The sequence below is a fragment of the Micrococcus sp. TA1 genome (genome assembly GCF_014199555.1).
Classification (GTDB): Bacteria; Actinomycetota; Actinomycetes; order Actinomycetales; family Micrococcaceae; genus Citricoccus.
In genome coordinates, this window is sequence record NZ_JACHNW010000002.1 from 442,190 (window position 1) to 464,082 (window position 21,893).

The 21,893-nt window shown below is 72.0% G+C and carries 18 protein-coding genes; 7 read left to right on the plus strand and 11 right to left on the minus strand.

What is annotated here, in order from left to right:
• Positions 1–154: 154 nt before the first annotated feature.
• The 8 genes from GGQ69_RS13335 to GGQ69_RS13370 form a co-directional block, all read right to left on the minus strand.
• Positions 155–1,606, minus strand: coding sequence for a 2-hydroxycarboxylate transporter family protein (locus GGQ69_RS13335; protein ID WP_183529305.1), 1,452 nt, complete (start codon positions 1,604–1,606; stop codon positions 155–157).
• A 78-nt stretch (positions 1,607–1,684) separates the two neighbouring features.
• Entirely contained in the window at positions 1,685–2,560 is an 876-nt protein-coding gene (locus GGQ69_RS13340) for a hydroxymethylglutaryl-CoA lyase (protein WP_183529307.1), read from the minus strand.
• On the minus strand, positions 2,560–3,804 hold the full coding sequence (locus GGQ69_RS13345) for a CaiB/BaiF CoA-transferase family protein (RefSeq protein WP_183529309.1): 1,245 nt from the start codon (positions 3,802–3,804) through the stop codon (positions 2,560–2,562). Before GGQ69_RS13345 ends, GGQ69_RS13340 begins: the two co-directional genes overlap by 1 nt.
• 272 nt (positions 3,805–4,076) lie before the next feature.
• Positions 4,077–4,733, minus strand: coding sequence for an IclR family transcriptional regulator (locus GGQ69_RS13350; protein WP_183529311.1), 657 nt, complete (start codon positions 4,731–4,733; stop codon positions 4,077–4,079).
• 37 nt (positions 4,734–4,770) lie between these two features.
• The gene (locus GGQ69_RS13355; RefSeq protein ID WP_183529313.1) at positions 4,771–6,549 is read right to left on the minus strand and encodes a thiamine pyrophosphate-binding protein; all 1,779 of its coding nucleotides are present in this window, start codon (positions 6,547–6,549) and stop codon (positions 4,771–4,773) included.
• Positions 6,550–6,694: 145 nt separating this feature from the next.
• Positions 6,695–7,174 (minus strand): Lrp/AsnC family transcriptional regulator, encoded by a 480-nt coding sequence (locus GGQ69_RS13360; RefSeq protein WP_183529315.1) that lies wholly within the window; start codon positions 7,172–7,174, stop codon positions 6,695–6,697.
• Positions 7,175–7,216: 42 nt separating this feature from the next.
• A complete protein-coding gene (gene trxA / locus GGQ69_RS13365; protein ID WP_183529317.1) occupies positions 7,217–7,678 on the minus strand; it encodes a thioredoxin in 462 nt (153 codons plus the stop codon).
• A 207-nt stretch (positions 7,679–7,885) separates the two neighbouring features.
• Positions 7,886–8,362 carry a MarR family winged helix-turn-helix transcriptional regulator gene (locus tag GGQ69_RS13370; RefSeq protein WP_183529319.1) on the minus strand — a complete coding sequence of 159 codons (477 nt, stop codon included), beginning with the start codon at positions 8,360–8,362 and terminating at the stop codon, positions 7,886–7,888.
• A gap of 108 nt (positions 8,363–8,470) precedes the next feature.
• Between GGQ69_RS13370 and GGQ69_RS13375 the strand changes: the two genes are divergently transcribed.
• The 3 genes from GGQ69_RS13375 (at position 8,471) to GGQ69_RS13385 (ending at position 12,698) form a co-directional block, all read left to right on the plus strand.
• Positions 8,471–10,417 carry an ABC transporter ATP-binding protein gene (locus tag GGQ69_RS13375; protein ID WP_183529321.1) on the plus strand — a complete coding sequence of 649 codons (1,947 nt, stop codon included), beginning with the start codon at positions 8,471–8,473 and terminating at the stop codon, positions 10,415–10,417.
• Between the two features lie 214 nt (positions 10,418–10,631).
• Positions 10,632–11,393 (plus strand): SDR family oxidoreductase, encoded by a 762-nt coding sequence (locus tag GGQ69_RS13380; protein ID WP_183529323.1) that lies wholly within the window; start codon positions 10,632–10,634, stop codon positions 11,391–11,393.
• Between the two features lie 186 nt (positions 11,394–11,579).
• Positions 11,580–12,698 carry a M14 family zinc carboxypeptidase gene (locus GGQ69_RS13385; protein WP_255459714.1) on the plus strand — a complete coding sequence of 373 codons (1,119 nt, stop codon included), beginning with the start codon at positions 11,580–11,582 and terminating at the stop codon, positions 12,696–12,698.
• Between the two features lie 134 nt (positions 12,699–12,832).
• Here the strand turns inward: GGQ69_RS13385 and GGQ69_RS13390 are convergent, their stop codons facing one another.
• Positions 12,833–13,423, minus strand: a complete 591-nt coding sequence (locus GGQ69_RS13390) for an HdeD family acid-resistance protein (protein WP_183529325.1) — start codon at positions 13,421–13,423, stop codon at positions 12,833–12,835.
• Between the two features lie 245 nt (positions 13,424–13,668).
• Between GGQ69_RS13390 and GGQ69_RS13395 the strand changes: the two genes are divergently transcribed.
• Both GGQ69_RS13395 and GGQ69_RS13400 read left to right on the plus strand, forming a co-directional pair.
• On the plus strand, positions 13,669–15,891 hold the full coding sequence (locus GGQ69_RS13395; protein ID WP_183529327.1) for a catalase: 2,223 nt from the start codon (positions 13,669–13,671) through the stop codon (positions 15,889–15,891).
• Between the two features lie 302 nt (positions 15,892–16,193).
• Positions 16,194–16,937: an MBL fold metallo-hydrolase gene (locus GGQ69_RS13400; RefSeq protein WP_183529329.1), complete on the plus strand. Its 744-nt coding sequence runs from the start codon at positions 16,194–16,196 to the stop codon at positions 16,935–16,937.
• On the opposite strand, the gene GGQ69_RS13405 is transcribed toward GGQ69_RS13400, so the two are convergent.
• A complete protein-coding gene (locus GGQ69_RS13405) occupies positions 16,849–17,322 on the minus strand; it encodes a hypothetical protein (protein ID WP_183529331.1) in 474 nt (157 codons plus the stop codon). The genes GGQ69_RS13400 and GGQ69_RS13405 overlap by 89 nt on opposite strands.
• Positions 17,323–17,438: 116 nt before the next feature.
• On the opposite strand from GGQ69_RS13405, the gene GGQ69_RS13410 reads away from it, so the two are divergent.
• Positions 17,439–18,956, plus strand: a complete 1,518-nt coding sequence (locus tag GGQ69_RS13410; RefSeq protein WP_183529333.1) for a YdiU family protein — start codon at positions 17,439–17,441, stop codon at positions 18,954–18,956.
• A gap of 18 nt (positions 18,957–18,974) precedes the next feature.
• On the opposite strand, the gene GGQ69_RS13415 is transcribed toward GGQ69_RS13410, so the two are convergent.
• Complete coding sequence (locus GGQ69_RS13415; RefSeq protein ID WP_183529335.1) at positions 18,975–19,508, minus strand: metallophosphoesterase; 534 nt, start codon at positions 19,506–19,508, stop codon at positions 18,975–18,977.
• A gap of 116 nt (positions 19,509–19,624) precedes the next feature.
• On the opposite strand from GGQ69_RS13415, the gene treS reads away from it, so the two are divergent.
• On the plus strand, positions 19,625–21,886 hold the full coding sequence (gene treS / locus GGQ69_RS13420; protein ID WP_221243770.1) for a maltose alpha-D-glucosyltransferase: 2,262 nt from the start codon (positions 19,625–19,627) through the stop codon (positions 21,884–21,886).
• Positions 21,887–21,893 lie beyond the last annotated feature (7 nt).

Here is a 21,893-nt window from a genome sequence, read left to right on the forward strand (position 1 = left end):
CATGTTGTGCACAACTGCAGTGACCTGGCCCACGCTGCCCGCCACGGTGCGCACGCGGACCCCTCCGACGGCCGAACGCCAAAGGATGACCCGGAACACCCCGCATCGGGGCGTTCCGGGTCATCCTTTGACCTCTGGACACTCGGGGTGAGGGTCAGCCGACCAGCAGCGGCACCATCAGCGAAGTGACGAACAGCACCAGGGTGCCGCCGATGCGGTTGGTGATGGCCGCGAACGGCATGAGGTGCATGCGCTCGGAGGCGCTGAGGACGGAGACGTCGCCGGATCCGCCGGTGTCCGCCATGACCAGGCCGGGCACGATCGCCGACTCCACGAAGTTGAACTTCACCAGCCAGCCGATGACGCCGGCGGAGAGCCCGGCCACGAGCACGCACAGGAACGTCAGGACGATGAAGGACGGGTCGGCCAGGGAGACGAGGACCTCGTCGATCTTGATGTAGGTCAGGGAGACGCCCACGAGCAGGGCCGGGACCAGGACAGCGTTGATCAGCTCTCCCCAGTCGGTGGCGGAGGCCTCGAGGTCCTTCGGCAGCCACCCGGTCAGCTTCAGGACCACCATGATGATGATCGCCCAGGCGTAGGGATGCAGGAACTCCAGGTACGCGCCCAGCAATTCACCGACCACGAAGATCACGGCGGCGAACAGCAGGCCCTTGCCGAGCGCGATGTACGTGGAGGTATCGGCCTTCTTCGGCATCGTCAGCTCGCCGCGCGGGCCCTGGACGCGCATCAGGTCACCGTTGCCGGTGAAGCCGACGAAGAGGGTGGGCCGGTTCTTGCCGATGCCGTTGAGCAGCCCTGCGATGATGATGCAGAAGACATTGGCCAGCACGACGGCGGACATCAGGTCGCCCATGAACGCGGAGGCGTCCTGGCCGGTGCGGGAGGCGTACATCTCGGACATGGGCAGGGCGCCCAGGCCCAGGCCGCCGGCCATGATCGGCGCGGCCACCAGCAGGATGCCCTCGATGAACCCCTTGCCGAACAGCAGGGACACCAGCCCGATCACCACGAACGTGGCCACCATAGTGCCCACCACGGGCACGGCGAACCGCGGGCCGGCCTTGACCAGCAGTGCGCGCGGCATGCCGAGGATGGAACCGGCGATGATCGCCATGACGAAGAAGTCCAGGAAACCCTGCTCGTCGATGAAGGTGCTGGCCACGGTGATGATCGGTTCCGGGATGGCGCCGAGGTAGGCCAGCGTGGCGGGGGCGAAGGTGCAGAGGATGGTCGGCAGGCCGTAGTCCCGGATCAGGGGGACCCGGTTGCCGAGCCAGATGAACAGCCCGCCCAGCAGGATGGTCACCGCGAAGCCGGAGAGCATGGACGGTGCCAGTACCCCGGTGGTGGCGGCCGTGAGCACGACGCCGGCCATCACCAGGTAGACCGCGATCGGCACGCTGGCGATCCGCTTCCACCCGGCGCCCGTGTAGTGGACGCCCGGGCGGCCGTCGACGTCCTTGGCGACAGGGTGGCCCAGGCCGCCCTCGGACGCGGGATCGGTCCCGGCAGTGAGCTCCTGCTCGATCGCCTCGCGATCGCCGTGAGACCCCGTGGTCTCGTCGGTGGAGGTGGTGGACATGGCAGTCCCTTTCGTCAGGTGGGGGTGAGAATAGCGGGCCCCTGAGAGCCCGGGGGCCCGGGATGCCCGGGGTGAAGGTCAGGCGTGGGAGGGCTCGGCGAGCCGGGGGGCCGTGGCGAGAAGGTTCCGGGCCAGGGCGGTCGCCTCGGCCAGCGCGGCCTCGTCGATCCCGGTCAGGTGCCCGGCGGCGTGCAGGTGGCGGACCAGCTCCCCCGTGGAGAGGTTGCCGGCCGCGCCCGGGGCGAAGGGGCAGCCGCCGTACCCTCCGAGGGCGGCGTCGAAGCGGGTGATCCCGCGCTCGATCGCGGCGTCCACGGTGGCCAGGGCCTGGCCGTGGGCGTTGTGCAGGTGCAGGTAGTAGGTCAGTTCGGGCTCGGCCGCCAGCACGTGGTCGAGGCTGGCGATCAGCTCATCCGTGGGCGTGGTGCCCAGGGTGTCCGCCAGGCCGATGTCCGTCACGCCCATGGCCTTGAAGGACCGGACCATCCACAGCAGGTGCTCCGGATCGATCGCCCCCTCGAACGGGCAGGTGAACGCGGTCGAGATGCCGGCGAAGAAGTCGACGCCCGGGTGGGCCGCCACCTGTTCCCCCAGTCCCGCCAGGGCCTCCTCGATGCCCTGCCCGGCGTTGGCCGAGGAATGCGCCTGGCTGGCGGAGGTGACGATCTGCACGTGCCGCGCGCCGGCCGCCACCGCCCGCTCCACGCCCCGGCCGTTGAGCGCCAGGACGGTGAGCTCCGCCGTCGTGCCCTCCTGCAGGGACTGCAGGACCCCCTCGGCGCCGGCCATCTGCGGGACGCGCCGGGGGTTGACGAAGGAGGCGACCTCCATCCGCCGCACGCCGGCGGCCGCGATGGCCTCGCCGATCTCGACGCGCCGTGCGGGAGTCAGGGTGACGGGCTCGTCCTGGAGGCCGTCGCGCAGGAAGACGTCCGTGACCTGGATGGCGGTCATCAGCGCACCGCCTCGGCACCGGAGGCGGACACGGCGGCGATCTGGTCGTCGTCGAACCCTGCGACCTCGCGCAGCACCTGCTCGGTGTGCTCACCCAGGTCCGGGCCGATCCAGGCCACCCGCCCGTCGTGACCCGGGATCTTGGGGACCACGCCGGGGAAGCGGATCAGCTCGGGCTCGTCCTCAATGACGACTTCGTGCGTCTCGATCATCCCGCGGGCGATGTAGTGCTCGTCCTGGGCGATGGACGGGGCGTCGTAGACCGGGCCGGCCGGCACGCCCTGCTCGCTCAGCACGTCCAGGACCTCCTTGAGCGGGCGGGCGCCGGTCCACTCGGAGATGACGCCGTTGAGCTCCTCCTCGCGGTCGCCGCGGGCCTCGGTGGTCGTCAGGGACGCGTCCTCGGCCAGGTCCTCGCGGCCCACGGCACGCATGAGGCGCTTGAACACGGAGTTGGAGTTGCCGCCGATGACCACCTCGAGACCGTCCCCGGTCGGGTAGGAACCGGTCGGCACCACACCGGGGAGGCGCCCGCCGGTGCGCTGGCGGACCATGCCGTAGGCGTCGTAGTCCGGAACGAGGGATTCCAGCAGGCTGAACACGCCCTCATACAGGGCCACGTCCACGACCTGCCGGCCACGGGTGTCCCCACCGCGGGCCTTCTGGAGCATGAGCATCAGGGCGCCGATGACACCGTAGAGTCCGGCGACGGTGTCCCCCATGGAGGCGGCGGCACGGCCGGCCGGGCGGTCCGGCTCCCCGGTGATGTAGCGCAGGCCGGCGAAGGACTCGGCCGAGCTGCCGAAGCCGGCCCGGTCCTTGTAGGGACCGGTCTGGCCGTAGCCGGAGATCCGGACCATCACCAGGTCCGGGTTCCTGGCCATCAGCTCGTCCGGGCCCAGCCCCCACTTCTCCAGGGTGCCCGGGCGGAAGTTCTCGATCACGACATCGGCGCTCGCCGCCATCCTCAGCACGGCCTCGCGGCCGAGCTCGCTGCGCAGGTCCAGGGCGACGGACTTCTTGTTGCGGCCCATGGTGCGGAACAGCATGGACGTCTGCCCGCGGGTCTTGCGCCAGTCGCGCAGCTCGTCGCCGCCGGCGGGGCGCTCGATCTTGATGACCTCGGCCCCGAAGTCGCCGAAGAGGCGGGCGGCGAACGGGGCGGCGATGAAGCTGCCGAGTTCGAGGACGCGCACGCCCTCCAGGGGCAGGGTGTTCGTCCCGGTGTTGATGGCTTCGCTCACGCGATATCCTCCCGCTGAATTTCCCATCAGATGGGAAATGTTTGCTGTTTAGTGGGAAGACAGTAGCAATGAGTGATCGGGCTCACAACACCCCGTGTCCATGTTCTTCGGCGCCGCAGGTCAGGCCCGGCCTCCGGGCGTGGGGACCCGGGACGTCCACGGTCCGGGGCCGGTGCTCCGCGGCACCGTCCACGAGCGCGGGGCCACGCAGGACGGGCGCCACCGGGGGCGGGCGTCGCGGGGGGCGCCATCGGGGGTGGGCGCCCCCGGCCTCAGCTGAGACGCAGGGTCTCCATGACCTCCGCGAGATGATCCGCCGCCTCGACGGTCAGGGGCCCGAAGTCCTCTCCGGGGCTGCCCACCACCCGGGCCAGCGGCACGGCGACGCAGACGGCCCCGAGCAGTTCGCCCCGGACGGTCACCGGCGCGCTGACGGAGCCCAGTCCCGGGGTGCGCATCCCCACGGACTCCACCCAGCCCCGCGCCCGGACCGAGGCCAGGGCCTCGTCCTCGGCGGCGAGCAACCGCCCCGCCGATCCCGCGGGCAGGGGTTGACGGGTCCCCGGGGGCAGGGTGGCCCGCAGCGTGTGCGTGCTGTCCACGCTGGCCAGGCACAACCGGTCCCCGCCCCGCCGCACCCATAACTGGGAGGTCTCACCGGTCCGGTCACGGAGCGCGGTGAGGATGGGCAGTGCGGCGTTCTCGAGTGCGGACCGGACGAAGCGGCCACCGCGGCGGAACCGGCCGTCCGGATCACGGCGCAGGAACTCCAGTTCGGCCATCGACAGGGCGAGCCGGTGCACCGTGGACACGGACAGCTCCGTGCGGCGGGCGATGTCGCTCGCGGAGGCCGGGCCGGCCTCCACCGCGTCGAGGATGGCGGCCACCCTCTCCAGCATGCGGTTGCCACCGCCCTCGTTCGCCGTCATAGCGCCCATCCTGCCACCCCGGGGGCAGCGGACCGGCTCAGTCCACGGGCAGCGGCCGCGGTGCGGGCTGGGCACCGGCCATGGACTCCACCATGTACTCGGCCACCACGTTGCGCGAGATCGGCAGGTCCAGCACGAACACGCCCTCGGCACCCCGGGCCACCCAGTCCTTCAGGGCATCCAGGTCGGCCAGGCTGCGGGCCTTGACGCCCTCGGCCCCGAAGGCGCGCCCGACGGCGGCGAAGTCCACCTCCTCGATGAGCATCGCCTCCTCGTCCAGGCCCCGGACGGCGTACTGGTGCAGTTCGGCCCCGTAGGCGGCGTCGTTGAACACGACCACCACGCCGGAGCGGGCCTGGCGCACGAAGCTCTCGAGATCGGCCAGGGCCATCAGCCCGCCACCGTCACCGGTGACGAGCACCGTGGTGCGCTCCGGCCGGGCCGCGGCGGCGCCCACGGCGGACGGGAAGCCCAGCCCGATCGACTGGAACGCGGTGCCGACGAACGTGTGGGAGCGCGCGTCCGGCACCGAGCACATCAGGGGCACCCAGCCGATGAAGTGGCCGCCGTCCTGCACGAAGGTCCGCTCGGCCGGCAGGATCTCCTCCAGCGCGAGGGCCATGGACCGCGGGTTCAGCCGGCCGTCCTCGGCGAGCCCGTCCTCCACGGACCCGTCGGCCCTCACCGTCTCCAGCCGCGGGGCCGCCGGGATGGCCTGCCGGGCGCGCCAGCCGCCGTCGGGACGGCCGTTCTCGTCCGGCGTAGCACCCAGCGCCGCCGCCAGGGCTCCCAGGGCGGCCCCGGCGTCGGACACCAGGAAGTGATCGGTGCGCTCGTGGCGCTTCCAGTCCCGCGTGTCGACCTGCAGCACGGTCGCCCCGGCTCCGAGGAGGGTGCCGTAACGCAACTGGAACGGGTTCATCCCGGCACCGACGACGAGCACGACGTCGGCCTGGCGCATGATCTCCGCGCGGTCCAGCCGGGCGAAGCCGCCGGCGATGCCCAGGTCGCCCTCGAGCCCGGCCACGTTGCGGGCCATCACGGAGGTCGCGATGAAGGCGCCCAGTCCGTCGGCCAGCCGGCGCAGGGCCTCCGGCGCCCCGGGGGAGTCCACGACGCCGCGGCCGGCGATGATCAAGGGGCGCTTGGCGCCGCGCAGGGCGGCCAGGAAGGGGGCGATCCCGGCACCGGTCGGGGCCGGCAGGGACCCGTGGAGGGGTGCCTCGCCCGTCAGCCCGTCCGCCCCGGTGGAGCCGCGCACCGGCGCCTCGACCAGGTCGTAGGGGATGGCGACCACGACGGGCCGGGACTCGGCACGGGCGCGGGCGTAGGCATCGCGCACCTGGGCGGCGGGGTCGTGGTCGTTCAGCCGGACGGTCTCGACGCCGGCCGCGGCGGCCATGCCGACCTGGTCCACGTCGAAGAAGCGCGGACCGGTGGTGGGGGCGTCCCCGATGATCAGCACCAGCGGGATGCGCGCCAGGGCGGCCTCGGCCAGGGCGGTCAGGGTGTTCGTGAAGCCGGCGCCATAGGTGACCGTGGCGGTGGCGAGCCGTCCCGACGCGCGGAAGGCGGCGTCCGCGGCCGCGACGGCGCCCGCCTCGTGCCGGACGGTGACGAAGGGGAAGCCCGTGCTGGTCAGCTCGCTGATCAGGTGGGCGTTGCCGTTGCCCATCAGCCCGAACAGGAGGGTGTCCTGCTCGCGCACGACCCGCGCGACGGCCTGGGGGACGGTGGGGACGCGGGTCTCACCGGCGGCGCCGGACTCCTGCACGGCGTGGGCGGTGGTCGGGCGGGCATCGGCGACTGCGGTCATGGCGGCGTTCCTCGTCTCGGGGCATCAGGACTCTCGAGAAGGAGTGTGACCGGCCCTTCGACGTTGTGCAATCAGCCGGCGAACGGCTGGCCAGTCTGTGCAATCTGACCGGTATCGCGCGGCCGCGGGTGGACAGTCTGACCAGTCATTCGCCGGAAGCCGCCACCGCGTGCAGCAGCGGCAGCGTCCGGCCCTGCTCGTGGGTGCGCAACGCCAGCGCGGAGGAGGTCCGCGCGACACCGGGGACCTGCGAGATCCGGTCCAGCACGTCCTGCAGGTCCTGGCCGTTGCGGGCCACCACGCGCAGGTGCAGGTCATGGTCGCCGGTGACCGTGTAGAGGTCGGTGACCTCGGGGATGGCGGAGAGGATCGCCTCGGTGACCGGTTCGTGGCCGACATGCTGGTTGATGTCCACGGAGCAGAACGCCACCAGGTCGTAGCCGAAACCCGCCGGGTCCACCTGGGGGACGATCGCGCTGATCACGCCGGCCGCCTGCAACCGCGCCAACCGGCTGGTGACCGTCCCCCGGGCCACGCCGAGGCGCCGCGCGCACTCGAGCACGGGCAGCTGCGGCGAGTCGGTCAGCAGCTGGATGAGACGGGCGTCGAGGTCATCGGGGCGCATGCCCTCATCCTGCCACCGTCCCCGGGCGAAACGGCCGCCGGGTCAGCGGCCGTGCAGCGCGTTGAGCTGGTCCGCGGCGGACTGGACGGCCTCCTGGGCGGAGGGCTCGTCGTCGTGCTGGCCACCCTGACCATCGCCCTGCTCACCGGCCTGCTCCTCGGCCAGCCGCCGCACCTCGGCGATGTCCAGGCCCTTGACCTGGTCCAGCAGCTGGTCGAGCGCGGAACCGGGCAGGGCACCGGCCTGGGAGAACACCAGCACGCCGCCGCGGAAGGCCATCAGCGTGGGGATGGAGGTGATGCCGGCCATGGCGGCCAGCTGCTGCTCCGCCTCGGTGTCCACCTTGGCGAAGACGACGTCCGGGTGCTGCTCCGAGGCGGCGTCGAACACGGGGGCGAACTGGCGGCAGGGGCCGCACCAGGCGGCCCAGAAGTCCACGAGGACGGTGTCATTCTCGGCAACGGTGGTGCCGAAGCTGTCGACGGTGAGGTCTACGGTGGCCATGGGGGTCCTTCCGGATCGAATCGGGGCTCCCAGTCTCAGCGGCTCGCGCACCCCGGATATTCCCCCACGCCGCCTCACTCATCCCGGGATGGACATCTCCCCGGTCCCTGCCGGGATGATGCGTCCATCCTGATAGGAGAAACCGGCAACCAGCCGCTCCAGCCATGACAAACGCCGTCGGATCGCTCCCGACGCCGGTCGGCCGCCTCAGGGGTGCGAGCGCACCAGCTCGGAGAGGATGCGCGCCAGCTCGGCCCGGTCCCCCTCGGACAGCACGGAGAAGTAGTCCCCGGCCTGCCGGCGCCGTTCCTCACGGACCTGCTCGCGCACCCGGGCGCCGTCCCCGGTGAGCACGATGCGCGTGGCCCGCCGGTCGGCGGGGTCGGGCCGCCGCTCGACGAGCCCCCGGTCCTGCAACTGGTCGACCACCTCGGTGGCCGAGCGCGGGGCGATCCGCAGCCTCTCGGCCAGGTCCTTCAGGCGCAGCCCCTCGGCGGCGGCGTCCGCGGTGGCCACTCCCCCGGCCGCTCCCCCGGCCACGGCCTGCAGCGCCCGGAACTGGTACGGCGTCAGGCCGAACGGCGCCAGCTGCTCGCCCCAGCCGCGGCGCAGTCGCCGGAAGGCCACGTGCATGAGGTCACCGAGCTCGGGCGGAGAGGCGGGGGAATCAGCGGGGACCGGCATGCGTTGCATCCTACGCGAGATTGACCTGCAACCTCTTAGTGAGGTAACCTCACTACATTCCCACCCCCGACCTCGCCACGGAGGCCCCTCACGAAGGAGCGCCCACCCATGAGTTCCCCCACCACGCTCACGGCCCCCGCCACCCCGGGCACAGCCCCCGGTCGCGGCGGCGGCCGGGGTCCGGCCCGGCCCGACCCGGCGGACCGGGCCCAGCTGCAGCGCCACCCCGTCTCCCTGCGCCGCATCGCGGCCCTCTTCGTCCCGCACCGGGCGACCATCGCCGTCGTGGTCCTGCTGATCACCGTCTCCTCCGTCGTCAACCTGGCCCAGCCGTTCCTGGTGCGCGGCGTCATCGACGACGCCCTGCCGCACCAGGACGTCCCCCTGCTCTCGGCCCTCACCGCCGCCATGGTGCTGGTCGCCGCCCTCACCGCGGCCATCGGCGTGGTCCAGACCTGGATGGCCACGAGGATGGGCCAGCGGGTCATGCACACCCTGCGCGTGGACCTCTTCACCCACCTGCAGAGGCAGTCGCTGTCCTTCTTCACCCGGACCCGTGGCGGTGAGGTCCAGTCCCGGCTCACCAACGACATCGCGGGCATGCAGTCCGTGGTCACCTCCACGGCCACCGGCATCGCCACCAACGTCACCACCACCGTCGCCACCGCGGTCGCCATGGTCGCCCTGTCCCCGCAGTTGTCCCTGATCTCGCTGCTGGTGCTGCCCCCGGCCATCTGGCTCTCCCGCAAGGTCGCGCTGATCCGCCGCAAGGTCACCGACGAACGCCAGCAGACCCTGGCCGCCCTGCACACCCAGGTCGAGGAGGGCCTGTCCGTCTCCGGCGTGCGGCTGGCGAAGACCCTGGGCACCACCGCCCGCGACGCCGCCCGCTTCACCGACCGCTCCGCGGCCCTGATCGACCTGGAGATGCGCTCGCAGCTGGCCGGCCGCTGGCGCATGGCGACCATGCAGGTCGTCTTCGCCGCGATCCCCGCGGTCATCTACCTCGCGGCCGGCTTCCCCGCGACCTCCGGGGGGATGACCATCGGCACGCTCGTGGCGTTCACGGCACTGCAGGGCACCGTGTTCCGCCCCGTGATGGGCCTGCTGAACATCGGCGTCCAGTGGGTCACCGCCCTGGCCTTCTTCTCCCGCATCTTCGAGTACCTGGACCTGGACCCGCAGGTCAGGCCACCGGCCGATCCGGTCCCGCTGGAACCGGAGCGGGTGCGCGGCGAGGTCCGCTTCGAACAGGCCTCCTTCACCTACGACGACGGCGCCGCCCCCGCCGCGGGTGCCTCACCCACCGGGGGGCGCCCGGTGCTGGACCGCATCGACCTGGTGATGCCCGCGGGGACCACGACCGCCGTCGTCGGCCCGACCGGTTCCGGCAAGTCCACCCTGGCCTCCCTGCTGCCCCGGTTGCACGACGCCACCGCGGGGCGGGTCACGATCGACGGGGTCGACGTGCGCGAGATCGATCCGGAGGTGCTGGCGAGGATCGTCGGGGTGGTCTCCCAGGAGACGTACCTGATCCACGCCACCGTGCGGGAGAACCTGCTGCTGGCCGACCCGGACGCCACCGACGCCAGGCTCTGGGAGGTGCTCGGCGCCGCGTCCCTCGCGGACACCGTCGCCGCCCTGCCCGAAGGACTGGACACGGTGGTGGGTGCCCGCGGCCACCGCTTCTCCGGGGGTGAGCAGCAACGGCTGGCGATCGCCCGGACCATCCTGCGCAATCCGCCGGTGCTGGTGCTGGACGAGGCCACCTCCGCCCTGGACAACACCACCGAGGCCCGCGTGCAGGCCGCACTGGACCGGCTGGCGGTGGGACGGACCACGCTGATGATCGCCCACCGGCTGTCCACCGTGACCGGGGCCGGCCAGGTGGTGGTGCTGGAGGGCGGACGGATCGTGGAACAGGGCGGCCCCGCCGAACTGCTGGCCGCCGGCGGGCCGTTCGCCACCCTGGCCGCCCACCGCGAGGACGGGCGCACTCCCGGCACGAGCGCCGGTCCCGCCCACGGCCGGGACCGGGTCGAGGCCCTGGCCTGAGTCCATCCGCAGTCGCGCGGAGGCCGGCCGGACGGCGCGCTCCCCCATTCCCCGGTGCGGAATCCTGCCTCCTGACGTTGCCGGATCCCGGCGTCCGGCGTAGATCTGGTCCCAGAACATCCACCGCACATCCACCGTGAGGACCTCCGGGGGGCCAGCTCCCTCCAGGACCTGGTCCCCGGAGCCGGCCTCCGCCGTGAACGAGGAGATCCCCATGTCCCAGCGCGTACTCGTCACCGCCGGCGCCTCCGGCATCGGACTGGCCATCGCCCGGGCCTTCGTCGCCAACGGTGACCGCGTCCACATCGCGGACATCGACCCGGACGCCGTCCAGGCCGCCCTGGCCGAGCACCCGGGCCTCACCGCCTCCGTGGGCGACGTGTCCCGGGCCGCCGACGTCGACGCCATGATGGCCGACGTCCGCGCGGAGCTCGGCGGGCTGGACGTACTGGTCTCCAACGCCGGCATCGCCGGACCCACCGCGCCCGTGGAGGACTACGACCCGGACGCCTGGGCCGCCGTCGTGGACGTCAACCTCAACGGCACCTTCGAGGTGGCCCGCAAGGCCGTTCCGCTGCTGAAGGAGAACGGGCGCGGTTCGATCATCGTCATGTCCTCCCTGGCCGGGCGTTTCGGCTACCCGAACCGGATCGCCTACGCCACCACCAAGTGGGGCCTGGTCGGGTTCACCAAGACCCTGTCACTGGAGCTCGGCCCCCACGGGATCACGGTGAACTCCATCCACCCCGGCGGCGTCAACGGACCCCGCCTGGAGAGGGTGTTCGAGGGCCGCGCCCAGGTCTCCGGGCGCAGCATCGAGGAGGAGCGGGAGGCGGCCCTGGAGAACCAGGCCATCAAGTCCTTCACCGACCCGGCCGACATCGCCGCCCTGGCCGTGTTCCTGGCCAGCCCGGCCGCCCGGACCATCTCCGGCCAGCAGCTGAACATCGACGGGGACTCCAAGGCAGCGCAGTGACCACCCTCCGGGCGGGGGCGGCTTGACGGCCACGACGCGTGCTTGACGGCCCGGTCAACCCCGGGTTGACTTGGGTGATCCGCGTCACACGCCCCCCGGTGGCCGGCCTCCGTCCTCATGGTGGTTCCCCGTAGAACCCGCCGCGCCCCGGCCCCCTCCCGGCCGGGTCCGTCCCGAGAGGATGCCATGACCCGCTCATCACACTCCGCACCGCGCCCCTCCGCGCCACACTCCTCCGGCTCGCAGCGTTCCCCGCGCCCCCGGGGCCGCCGGCTGGCCGCCCTCACCCTCGCCGCCGGCCTGGCGCTGGGGTCCGGACTGGCGGCCCCACCGGCCTTCGCCGTGGGCAAGGGACCGAACTACGGCGGCAACGAGACCATCAACACCTCGATCCTCACCACCTACGACGAGCTGGTGGCGGAGCTGCACACGCAGGAGGCCAAGCAGCCGGCCATGGAGCTGGAGGTCATCGGGCAGACCGTGAAGGGCCGGGACATCCACCTGGTCAAGTACCTCTCCGACCCGCAGAACCCGACGATCCTCTACCTGACCCAGCAGCACGGCAACGAGCAGCTCACCACGGAGGGCGCGCTGTCCTTCATCAGGTCGCTCGGCACCGGCAAGAACCAGGGCGTGCTGGACGGGGTCAACATCCTCGTGGTGCCGATGCTCAACGCGGATGGTGCCATGGGTGACGTGGACTTCTCCCTGGAGGACTACATCGCGTCCGGGGACCGTCACCTGACCCGGTACAACGCCCACGAGGTGGACCTGAACCGGGACCACATCGCCAAGGTCGAGCCGGAGACCCGGGCCCTGCACGAGAACGTGCTGCAGGCCTACGACATCGACTACATGATCGACCTGCACCACCAGGGTTCCCGGTCCCAGGCCGACGGTGAACTGGTCTCCGGGTCGATCCTGCATCCGACCACCCCGAATGTGGACGCCGAGGTCCTGGGCGGGTCCAAGCGACTCGGAGCGATCGTCCACGGCGCCATCGAGCCGACCGGCTGGGGCCACCTGGGCAAGTACGTGGGCGGCGCCACCGAGAACATCGCGCGCAACGGCATCGCCGTGGAGTACGGCATCTCCACGCTGCTGTTCGAGATGCGTGGGATGTCCGACCACTCCAACCCCGGTTCCGTCCTGGGCCAGAAGTCGAACGGTTACCTGATCAAGCAGACCGTGACCACGCTGGAGTCCACGGCGCGCGCGATCGCTGACGGGTCGATCGAGGCCGCGGACACCACCTTCTGGGACACCCTGACGGCGCAGTCGAACGCGGGGTGGCCCGCCGAGTAGCCTGGCCGTCCTCACCGGCTGCCGGTCGATGGATGGCGCGGAGCCCCGGGGTCCGGGTGCTCCGCCTCATCCATCGACCACCGGCCCCGCTGGGCTCGCCGTCAGGCCCGACGGGGGTCAGGCAGGGCGGATCGTCAGGCGCGGCGCACCCGGAAGGCGCTGATGATGGTGGTCAGCCCGAACACCACGCCGTAGATCCCGACGACGAGCACCAGGGCACCCAGCGCGACGAGCGGGTTCACGAACATGACGACCGCCAGCACGATCGCGACGACCACGTTGATCAGGCCCAGGAAACTGCCCCACCTCCCGGATCGGCGGTCGGTGATCTCGAGCAGGCCGCGCACCGCCAGGCCGATGGCCAGGATCCACAGCACGGCCACCCCGCCCACCACGGCCAGGGCATAGGGGAAGACCACCAGGGCCAGGCCGGCCAGGATCGCCACCACCCCGCCGAGCAGGGGCATCCCCCACCGGCGGCCCGTACTCTTGCGCCGGCCCGCGATCGCGCAGCCGGTGACCCCGTCCAGGACGAGCCAGATCCCGATGACGATGCTCAGCGCCGCGGCTGCGGCTCCCGGCATGAAGACCATGACGAGGCCGAAGACCAGGGCGAGGACACCGCGGACGAGCAGCCACCAGAAGACGGCGTTCCTGAACTCCTCCTCCAGGCCCTCGAAGGTGCCCCAGTCATCAGTCCGACGCCGATCGGTCTCCCTGGTCATGACGGACCTCCCTCACCCCTGCAGATCCGGCCCCGTTCCGGCTCGACCCCGCCCGGCCCCGGAACCCCGTGGTTGCGTCGTGCCCATCGTCCCACTCTCCCGGCCTCACGCGCAGGACCCCGTCCGCGAGGTCTTGCCCGCAGGGCTCCACCTGCCGCACACTCCGCGCCGGTCGCTTCTGGCCAAGACCCCCCGCCCCCTGTCTACGGTGGTCGGAGCCCTTACCTACGGCGAAAGGCAACACCATGTCCGAGAACCCCCAGATCCCCGGCACCCCGGGCCCGGTCCCGCCCCCGCTGGAGGAGCCCACGACTCCGGCCGGCCCGTTGCCGCCGAAGCCTGACCAGACCGGGCCCGCCACGGTCTCCCCCACCGGGCAGGAAACCGGTGCCCCGCAGGAGAAGATGGCCCAGGGCGGGGAGTTCCTCACCACCGCCCACGGCGCCCGGCTGAAGGACTCGGACCACGCGCTGCGCGCCGGACCCCGGGGACCTCTGCTGCTGCAGGACCACCACTTCCGCGAGAAGATCAGCCACTTCGACCACGAGCGCATCCCCGAGCGGGTGGTGCACGCCCGCGGCGCCGGCGCCCACGGCGTGTTCCGCGGCTACGGCACGGCCGCGAAGATCTGCCGGGCGGGGGTCTTCGAGAAGGACAAGGAGACCGAGGTCTTCGTCCGTTTCTCCACCGTGGTCGGTTCGCGCGGCTCCATGGACGTGGCCCGTGACACCCGCGGCTTCGCCACCAAGTTCTACACGGACGAGGGCACCTGGGACCTGGTCGGCAACAACATGCCGGTGTTCTTCATCCAGGACGCCATCAAGTTCCCGGACGTGGTGCACGCGGTCAAGCCGCACCCGGACCGGGAGATCCCGCAGGCCCAGTCCGCCCATGACACGTTCTGGGACTTCGTCTCCCTGCACACCGAGGCCCAGCACCACACGATCTGGAACATGTCCGATCGCGGCATCCCGCGGTCCTACCGGATGATGGAGGGCTTCGGCGTCCACACCTTCCGGCTGATCGCCCAGGACGGGTCCACGGTGCTGGTGAAGTTCCACTGGAAGCCGAAGCTGGGCGTGCACTCGGTCACGTGGGAGGAGGCGCAGATCATCAACGGCGCCGATCCGGACTACCACCGCCGGGACCTGGCGGACGCGATCGAGGCGGGCGCCTTCCCGGAGTGGGAGCTGGGCGTGCAGGTCTTCGAGGACAACGAGGACCAGATGTTCGCCGGGATCGACCTGCTGGATCCCACGAAGATCGTCCCGGAGGAACTGGCGCCCGTCGAGCCGATCGGGCTGCTGACCCTGAACCGCAACACCTCGAACTTCTTCGCCGAGACCGAGCAGGTGGCGTTCAACCCGAACAACCTCATCCCCGGCATCGACGTCACCAACGATCCGCTGCTGCAGGGCCGGCTCTTCTCCTACCTGGACACCCAGATCACCCGCCTCGGCGGCCCCAACTGGAACCAGCTGCCCATCAACCGCCCGCACGCGGAGGTCAATGACATGCTGCGGGACGGCATGCACCAGACCGCCGTGCACACCGGAGTGGCCCCCTACCGCCCGAACACCCTGGACGGGAACAACCCGTTCGAGACCCCCGACGGCGAGCGGCCCTTCATCGACCACCCCGCCCCGGTGGCCGCCTCGGTGAAGGAACGGGCACTGCCCGCCACCTTCGACGACCACTTCAGCCAGGCCCGGTTGTTCTTCCGGTCCCTGACCGAGGTGGAGCGCGAGCACGTGGCCCAGGCCTACACCTTCGAGCTCGGCAAGTGCTACGAGCAGGCCATCCGCGAGCGCCAGTTGCGCGCCCTGGCCAACATCGACGCCACGCTGGCCCAGGTCGTCGCCGAGGGGCTGGGCCTTCCGGCACCGAAGCCGTCCGAGGCCCCGGCCGACGTCGAGCCCTCACCGGCCCTGGCCCAGGTCGGCGGTGAGTGGCCGCTGGCCGGCCGTCAGGTGGGGATCATCGTCGGCGAGGACGTGGACACCGGCGAGCTCGCCGACGCGGTCGCCGCGGTGGACAAGGCCGGGATGGTGCCCCTGGTGGTCGCCCCGTCCGGCGGCGAGGCCGCCACCCGGCTGCTGGGCAAGGACGTGGTCGCGCAGCGCACCTACCTGACGGCGGCGTCCGTGGAGTTCGACGCCGTCCTGCTCGCCTCGGCCACGCCGCCCGCCCCGGACGCGGCGCACGGCCTGGACGCCAAGGCCGCCGCTCCCGGGCCGGAGGGCGTGGACCCGCGGGTGGCCAAGCTGCTCGGCGAGGCGTGGCGCCATGCCAAGGCGATCGCCGCCTTCGGCACGGGCCAGGAGGTGCTGCGTGCCACGGCGATGCAGGACACCGCGGGTGTGGTGACCGCCAAGGGTGGCGCCGCGGCCGTCCAGGAGCTGCTCGCGCTGATGCCGGCCCACCGGGCCTGGCACCGCTTCCCCACCACGGGCCGGTTCGCCGACTGAGCCGGGGTAGCCGGCCGCTGACTGAGCCGGGGTAGCCGGCCGCCGGGTGGGTGGCACCGATTGTCAGGCGATACCCAGCCGGCACCCGGCCGGTCCCCACGACCGTTGCCTACGGTGGGAAGCACCTCATCAAGGTGCGAGTGACGACAGAGGGCCCCGGGCCCGGCAGAATGCGTTCCCCTCACGCAGCCGGACTACCCGGGGCCCTGCTCGTGCCCGGCGCCTCGGGGCAGCCCCTCCCTCCGCGCCCTTCCTCCCCCTACGGTGGAGAACGGACACCCTTGGACGACCCGGGAGGACCCATGCTCACCCAGGACATCGCCCCCGGCGTACACCTGATCGACCACGCGCACGTCAACTGCTACCTGGTCGAGGACGACGACGGCGTCACGCTGGTCGACGCCGGACTGCCCGGCGTCTGGACCGAGCTCGGCCGCTCGATCCGCACGATCGGCCGCCGGCCCGAGGACGTGAAGGCCCTCGTGCTCACGCATGCGCACTTCGACCACGTGGGCGTCGCCCGGCGCCTCGTGCACCGCCTGGGAGTGCCGGTGTACGCGCACCGCGCCGAGCGCACCCTGGCCGCGCACCCCTACCGGTACGCCCACGAGAACCCCCGCGCCGCCTATCCGCTGAAGCACCCCCGCGCCGTGCCGATCCTCTCGGCCATGCTGGCCGGCGGCGCACTGGCCGTGAGGGGCACCCGGGTCACGGACCACATCGAGGACGGGGACACCCTGCCGGTGCCCGGACGGCCGCGCGTCGTCGCCAGCCCGGGCCACACCCACGGGCACTGCGCGCTGCACCTGCCCGACCGCGATGCCCTGTTGACCGGGGACGCCCTCGTGACCCTGGATCCCTACACCGGTGAGACCGGGCCGCGGATCGTGGCGGGCGCGGCCACCGCGGACAGCGCCCAGGCCCTGCGCTCGCTGGACGCCCTCCTGGCCACCGGGGCTACGCTCGTCCTGCCCGGGCACGGCCGGCCCTGGGAGCGGGGAATCCAGCCCGCCGTGGTCGAGGCCCGGCGTCACGGTCCTTCCTGACCCGCCCCGCTGACCGCCAGGCGGCCAGCCAACCGGCCTCCACGGCGGCGTCCGCCAGGTAGATCCGCCGGATCCGGCCGCTCGTGCCGTAGACCGCGTCGATGGCCCCGAAGGTGAGCGCGGAGCCCACACCGAGCCGGGCCGCCGTCGGGTGTGCCTCCGGGGCGGAGCCGGACCGGAGCATGGACCAGCCGATCGTCACGGCCAGGCCGGCCACGGTCTGCACCAGCCAGCGGTCGGCCTTGGGTCCGGTCACGCGTTCGAAACTGCGGTAGTGCACCAGCGGCCAGGCCCCGGTCACCAGCACGTACAGGCCCTGGGCGCGGGCCAGCCGGGACGTCGTGAGCTCCCCGGTGCGGTCTGCGGCGGCTGGCGGACGTGCCATCGCACTCTCCTCTCCGTGAGGGCCGGTGCCCGTAGCCTACGGACCCGGCCGGCGGCGGACGAGGCCGGACCGGCGGCACCTCACTCCCGGGTCCGGCCCGTGACTACGCTGGACGCATGAGCCACACCACCCCCGCCCTCGCCCTGCAGGCTCGATTCGCCACCGACCTGCCGGAGCTGGCCATCCCGTGGCGCGCCGAGGACACCCCGGCGCCGCAATTGCTGGTGCTCAACGAGCCGCTGGCAGCCGGGCTCGGCCTGGACGCCGAGTGGCTGCGCACCCCCGAGGGGCTGCGGTTCCTCACCGGCACCGGCGTGGGTCCCGACGCCGGCGCTGCCGCGGGTGCGGAGGGCACCTCCCCCGTCGCGCTCGGCACCCCCGTCGCCCAGGCCTACGCCGGGCACCAGTTCGGGGTGTACGTCCCGCGCCTCGGAGACGGGCGCGCCCTGCTGCTCGGTGAACTGGGCGCCGGGAACGGCGATCACGGTCAGCTGCGGGACCTGCACCTCAAGGGGTCCGGGCCCACGCCCTTCGCCCGCGGCGGGGACGGCCGGGCCGCCGTCGGGCCCATGCTGCGCGAGTACGTCGTCAGCGAGGCGATGCACGCCCTGGGCATCCCGAGCACCCGCTCCCTGGCGGTGGTCGGCACCGGGCGGAGCGTGCTGCGCGAGGACGGACCCTTGCCGGGGGCGCTGCTCGCCCGGGTGGCGGCCAGCCACCTGCGGGTGGGCAGCTTCCAGTACGCCCGCAGCCTCGAGGACCCCACCGTGCTGCGCCGCCTGGCCGAGCACGCGATCGCCCGGCACCACCCGCAGGCCGCGGACGCGGACAACCCACCCCTGGCCCTGTTCCGCGAGGTGGTCTCGGCCCAGGCCTCGCTCGTGGCACAGTGGCTGCTGGTGGGCTTCGTCCACGGGGTGATGAACACGGACAACATGACCATCTCGGGCGAGACCATCGACTACGGGCCGTGCGCCTTCATGGACGCCTTCGACCGCGCCGCCGTCTACAGCTCGATCGACACGGCCGGACGCTACGCCTACGGGAACCAACCCGCGATCGCCCAGTGGAACCTGGCCCGTTTCGCCGAGGCCCTGCTGCCGGAACTCCACGAGGACCCGAACGTGGCGGTCGAGCTCGTCACGGATGCGCTGCAGGACTTCACCCGCCAGTTCAGCGACGCCTTCGCGGTCGGAGTCCGCCGCAAGCTCGGGTTGTCCACGGACATCGCGCAGGAGACGGCGGGACCGCTGGCCGACGAACTGCTCGCCCTGCTGCAGCAGGACCACATCGACTTCACCGGGTTCTTCCGCCGATTGGGCCAGGCCGCCCGCGGGGACACCGGGCCGGTCCAGGCGGTGTTCACCGACCGGCCGGCCCTCGACGACTGGCTGGAGCGCTGGGGGGCCCTGAGCCCCGACCCGGAGTTGATGGACCGCGCCAACCCCCTCTATATCCCGCGCAACCACCTCGTGGAGGAGGCGCTCGCCGCCGCGCAGGCGGACGACGTCGGGCCCCTGGAAAAGCTGCTGGAGGCGGTGACCCAGCCGTTCGAGGAGCGGCCCGGGCTGGAACGCTACGCCGAGGGCCCGCCCGAGGACTTCGGACGGTACCGCACCTTCTGCGGCACCTGAGGCCCTGGACAGCTGCGGTCAGGGGGTGCGGTCCACCGGGCGCACGTGGACCTGGGTCAGCTGGCCGTCCTGGACGACCGCCGTCATCATCGTGCACTCGGGCTGGCGCCGCCGGTCCGTGGGCGAGCCCGGGTTGAGCAGTCTCAGTCCGGGGTTCGCGGTGTCCTCCCCCGCCACGGTGTCCCACGGGATGTGACTGTGCCCGAAGACGAGGACGTCCACTTCGGGGAACACCTGCGCCATCCGGCGTTCCCGGCCGCGCGCCGCGCCCGTCTCGTGGGTCATCGCGAACCCGACCCCGCCGATCTCCACGCGCGCCACCTCAGGCAGGCGCCGGCGTAACTCGGCGCCGTCGTTGTTGCCCCACACGCCCACCAGGCGGCGGGCCCGGGACTCCAGTTCATCCAGGAGTTCCGGGACCTGCCAGTCCCCCGCGTGGAAGACGACGTCCGCCTCGTCGACTGCCCGCCACACCTGGGCCGGCAGGGCGCGTGCCCGGTTCGGGACGTGGGTGTCTGCCAGGAGCAGGAGGCGGACCGGGGCGGAGGACATGGGGCAAGGTTAGCGCCGGCCGCACGGACGTCCGGTGGCAGACGGCGCTCAGCACTGCAAGGATGAGTCCTGACTGCGCGCAACACTGCAGGGCGTGGTCACGTGACCCTCGTGACATGGAAGGAGACCGGGTGCCCACTCCCGAGACCGATTCCCAGGGTGACGGGGGCGTCCCCGCGGACATCCCCGTGCCCACCGCCGACGTGGACACCCCCGCGGACGTCAACTACGACGAGGTCTTCTATCCGGCCCGGCCCCGTGCCGCCCGTCCGAAGGCGCGCCGCAACCAGCAGTTCGGGGCGGCCAAGCCCCCCTTCGAGCCGGTGGGGACGAACCCGGCCTACGTCCAGTGGCTGCGCGGTCAGTCCATGCTGGGAGACGCCAAGACGCTGGGCCGCCAGCTGTCCGGCCAGGCCAGCATGTGGCAGCACGCCTACGCCCGCCCCGATCCGCGGCGCGCCGTGGAGGCCGCCAGCGTGTGGGTGACCTCGTATCCGTTGGCCGTCATCACGGAACCCGGGCAGTCCTTCCTCGGCGCCCTCGGCAAGCCGGCCCTGTGGGACGCCTTCGCGCAGATCGGCATCACCGCGATCCACACCGGGCCCCTGAAACGGGCCGGAGGACTGGACGGCTGGAATTACACCCCCAGCGTGGACGGCCACTTCGACCGCATCAGCATGGCCATCGATCCCCTGTTCGGCACCGAGGACGAGTTCCGCGCGATGTGCGCCGTGGCCAGGGACCGTGGCGGGACGGTCATCGATGACATCGTGCCCGGTCACACCGGCAAGGGCGCGGATTTCCGGCTGGCCGAGATGAACTACCGGGACTATCCCGGCCTGTTCCACATGATCGACATCCCGGAGTCGGACTGGCACCTGCTGCCCGAGGTCCCCGCCGGGAAGGACTCGGCCAACCTGGACCGGGAGTCCGAACGCGCCCTGCAGGACGCGGGGTACATCATCGGGGAGCTGCAGCGGGTGATCTTCTACGAGCCCGGGGTCAAGGAGACCAACTGGAGCGCGACCCGGCCCGTGCTGGACACCGAGGGCACGCTGCACCGCTGGGTCTACCTGCACTACTTCAAGGACGGGCAGCCGTCCCTGAACTGGCTCGACCCGACGTTCTCGGGCATGCGCATGGTGATGGGTGACGCGCTGCACTCCCTGCTGGACCTGGGCGCCGGTGCGCTGCGCCTGGACGCCAACGGTTTCCTGGGCGTGGAGAAGGGGGCGGACCAGGGGGCCGGTTGGTCCGAGGGCCATCCCCTGTCCGAGGCGGCGAACCAGCTCCTGGGGTCCATGGTGCGCAAGGTCGGCGGCTTCACCTTCCAGGAGCTGAACCTCTCCATCGACGACATCAAGACGACGTCCATGACCGGCCCGGACCTGTCCTACGACTTCGTCACGCGGCCGGCCTACCACCATGCCCTCGTCACGCAGGACACGGAGTTCCTGCGGCTGACCCTGCGCGAGGCCCTGGCCATCGGCGTGGACGCCGCCAGCCTGGTCCATGCCCTGCAGAACCACGACGAGCTCACCTACGAGCTCATCCACTTCGCCGTGCGGCACCGGGACCGGGAGTTCGAGCTCGGCGGGCGGGCCCTCACCGGCGGTGAACTCGCGGAGCACATCCAGTCGACCCTGCGCGAGCGGATCACCGGCCCGGCGGCTCCCTACAACCTGACCTTCACGACCAACGGGATCGCGTGCACCACGGCCAGCGTGGTCACCGCGGCCCTGGGGATCACCGACCTGGACCAGATCAGCGACGACCAACTCGAGCAGGTCCGCCGAGGACACCTGTTGCTGGCGATGTACAACTCCCTGCAGCCCGGGGTCTTCGCCCTGTCCGGGTGGGACCTGCGGGGCGTGCTCCCGCTGCCCCGGGAGCAGGTCGCCGAGCTGATCGCCCAGGGAGACACCCGGTGGATCAACCGCGGTGCGCACAACCTCATGGGCATGGCCCCCGAATCCCGGTCCTCCGGGTCCGGCCTCCCCCGTGCCCGGAGCCTGTACGCGCCGATCCCGGACCAGCTGGCCGACGAGGACTCCTTTGCCCGCCGGCTCGCGCGCGTCCTCGAGGTCCGGAAGGAACACGGCATCGCGGCCGGGGAGCTCCTCGACGTCGCGACCGCGTCCCACCCCGCACTGCTGGCCCTGGTGCAGCGCACCGCGACCGGGCAGTTGGCGGTCACCGTGCTGAATTTCTCCACGGACACCGTCACGGCCGCGGTCCGGTCGGATCACCTCGCCCAGGACAGCGTGGTGGTCGATGCCTTCACCGAGGAGGTCTGCGGGACCGTCGGCGGGGAACAGGGCCTCGAGATCACCCTTCCGGCGCACGAGGGGACGCTCCTGATCCTCGAGACGCCGTGATGCGCGC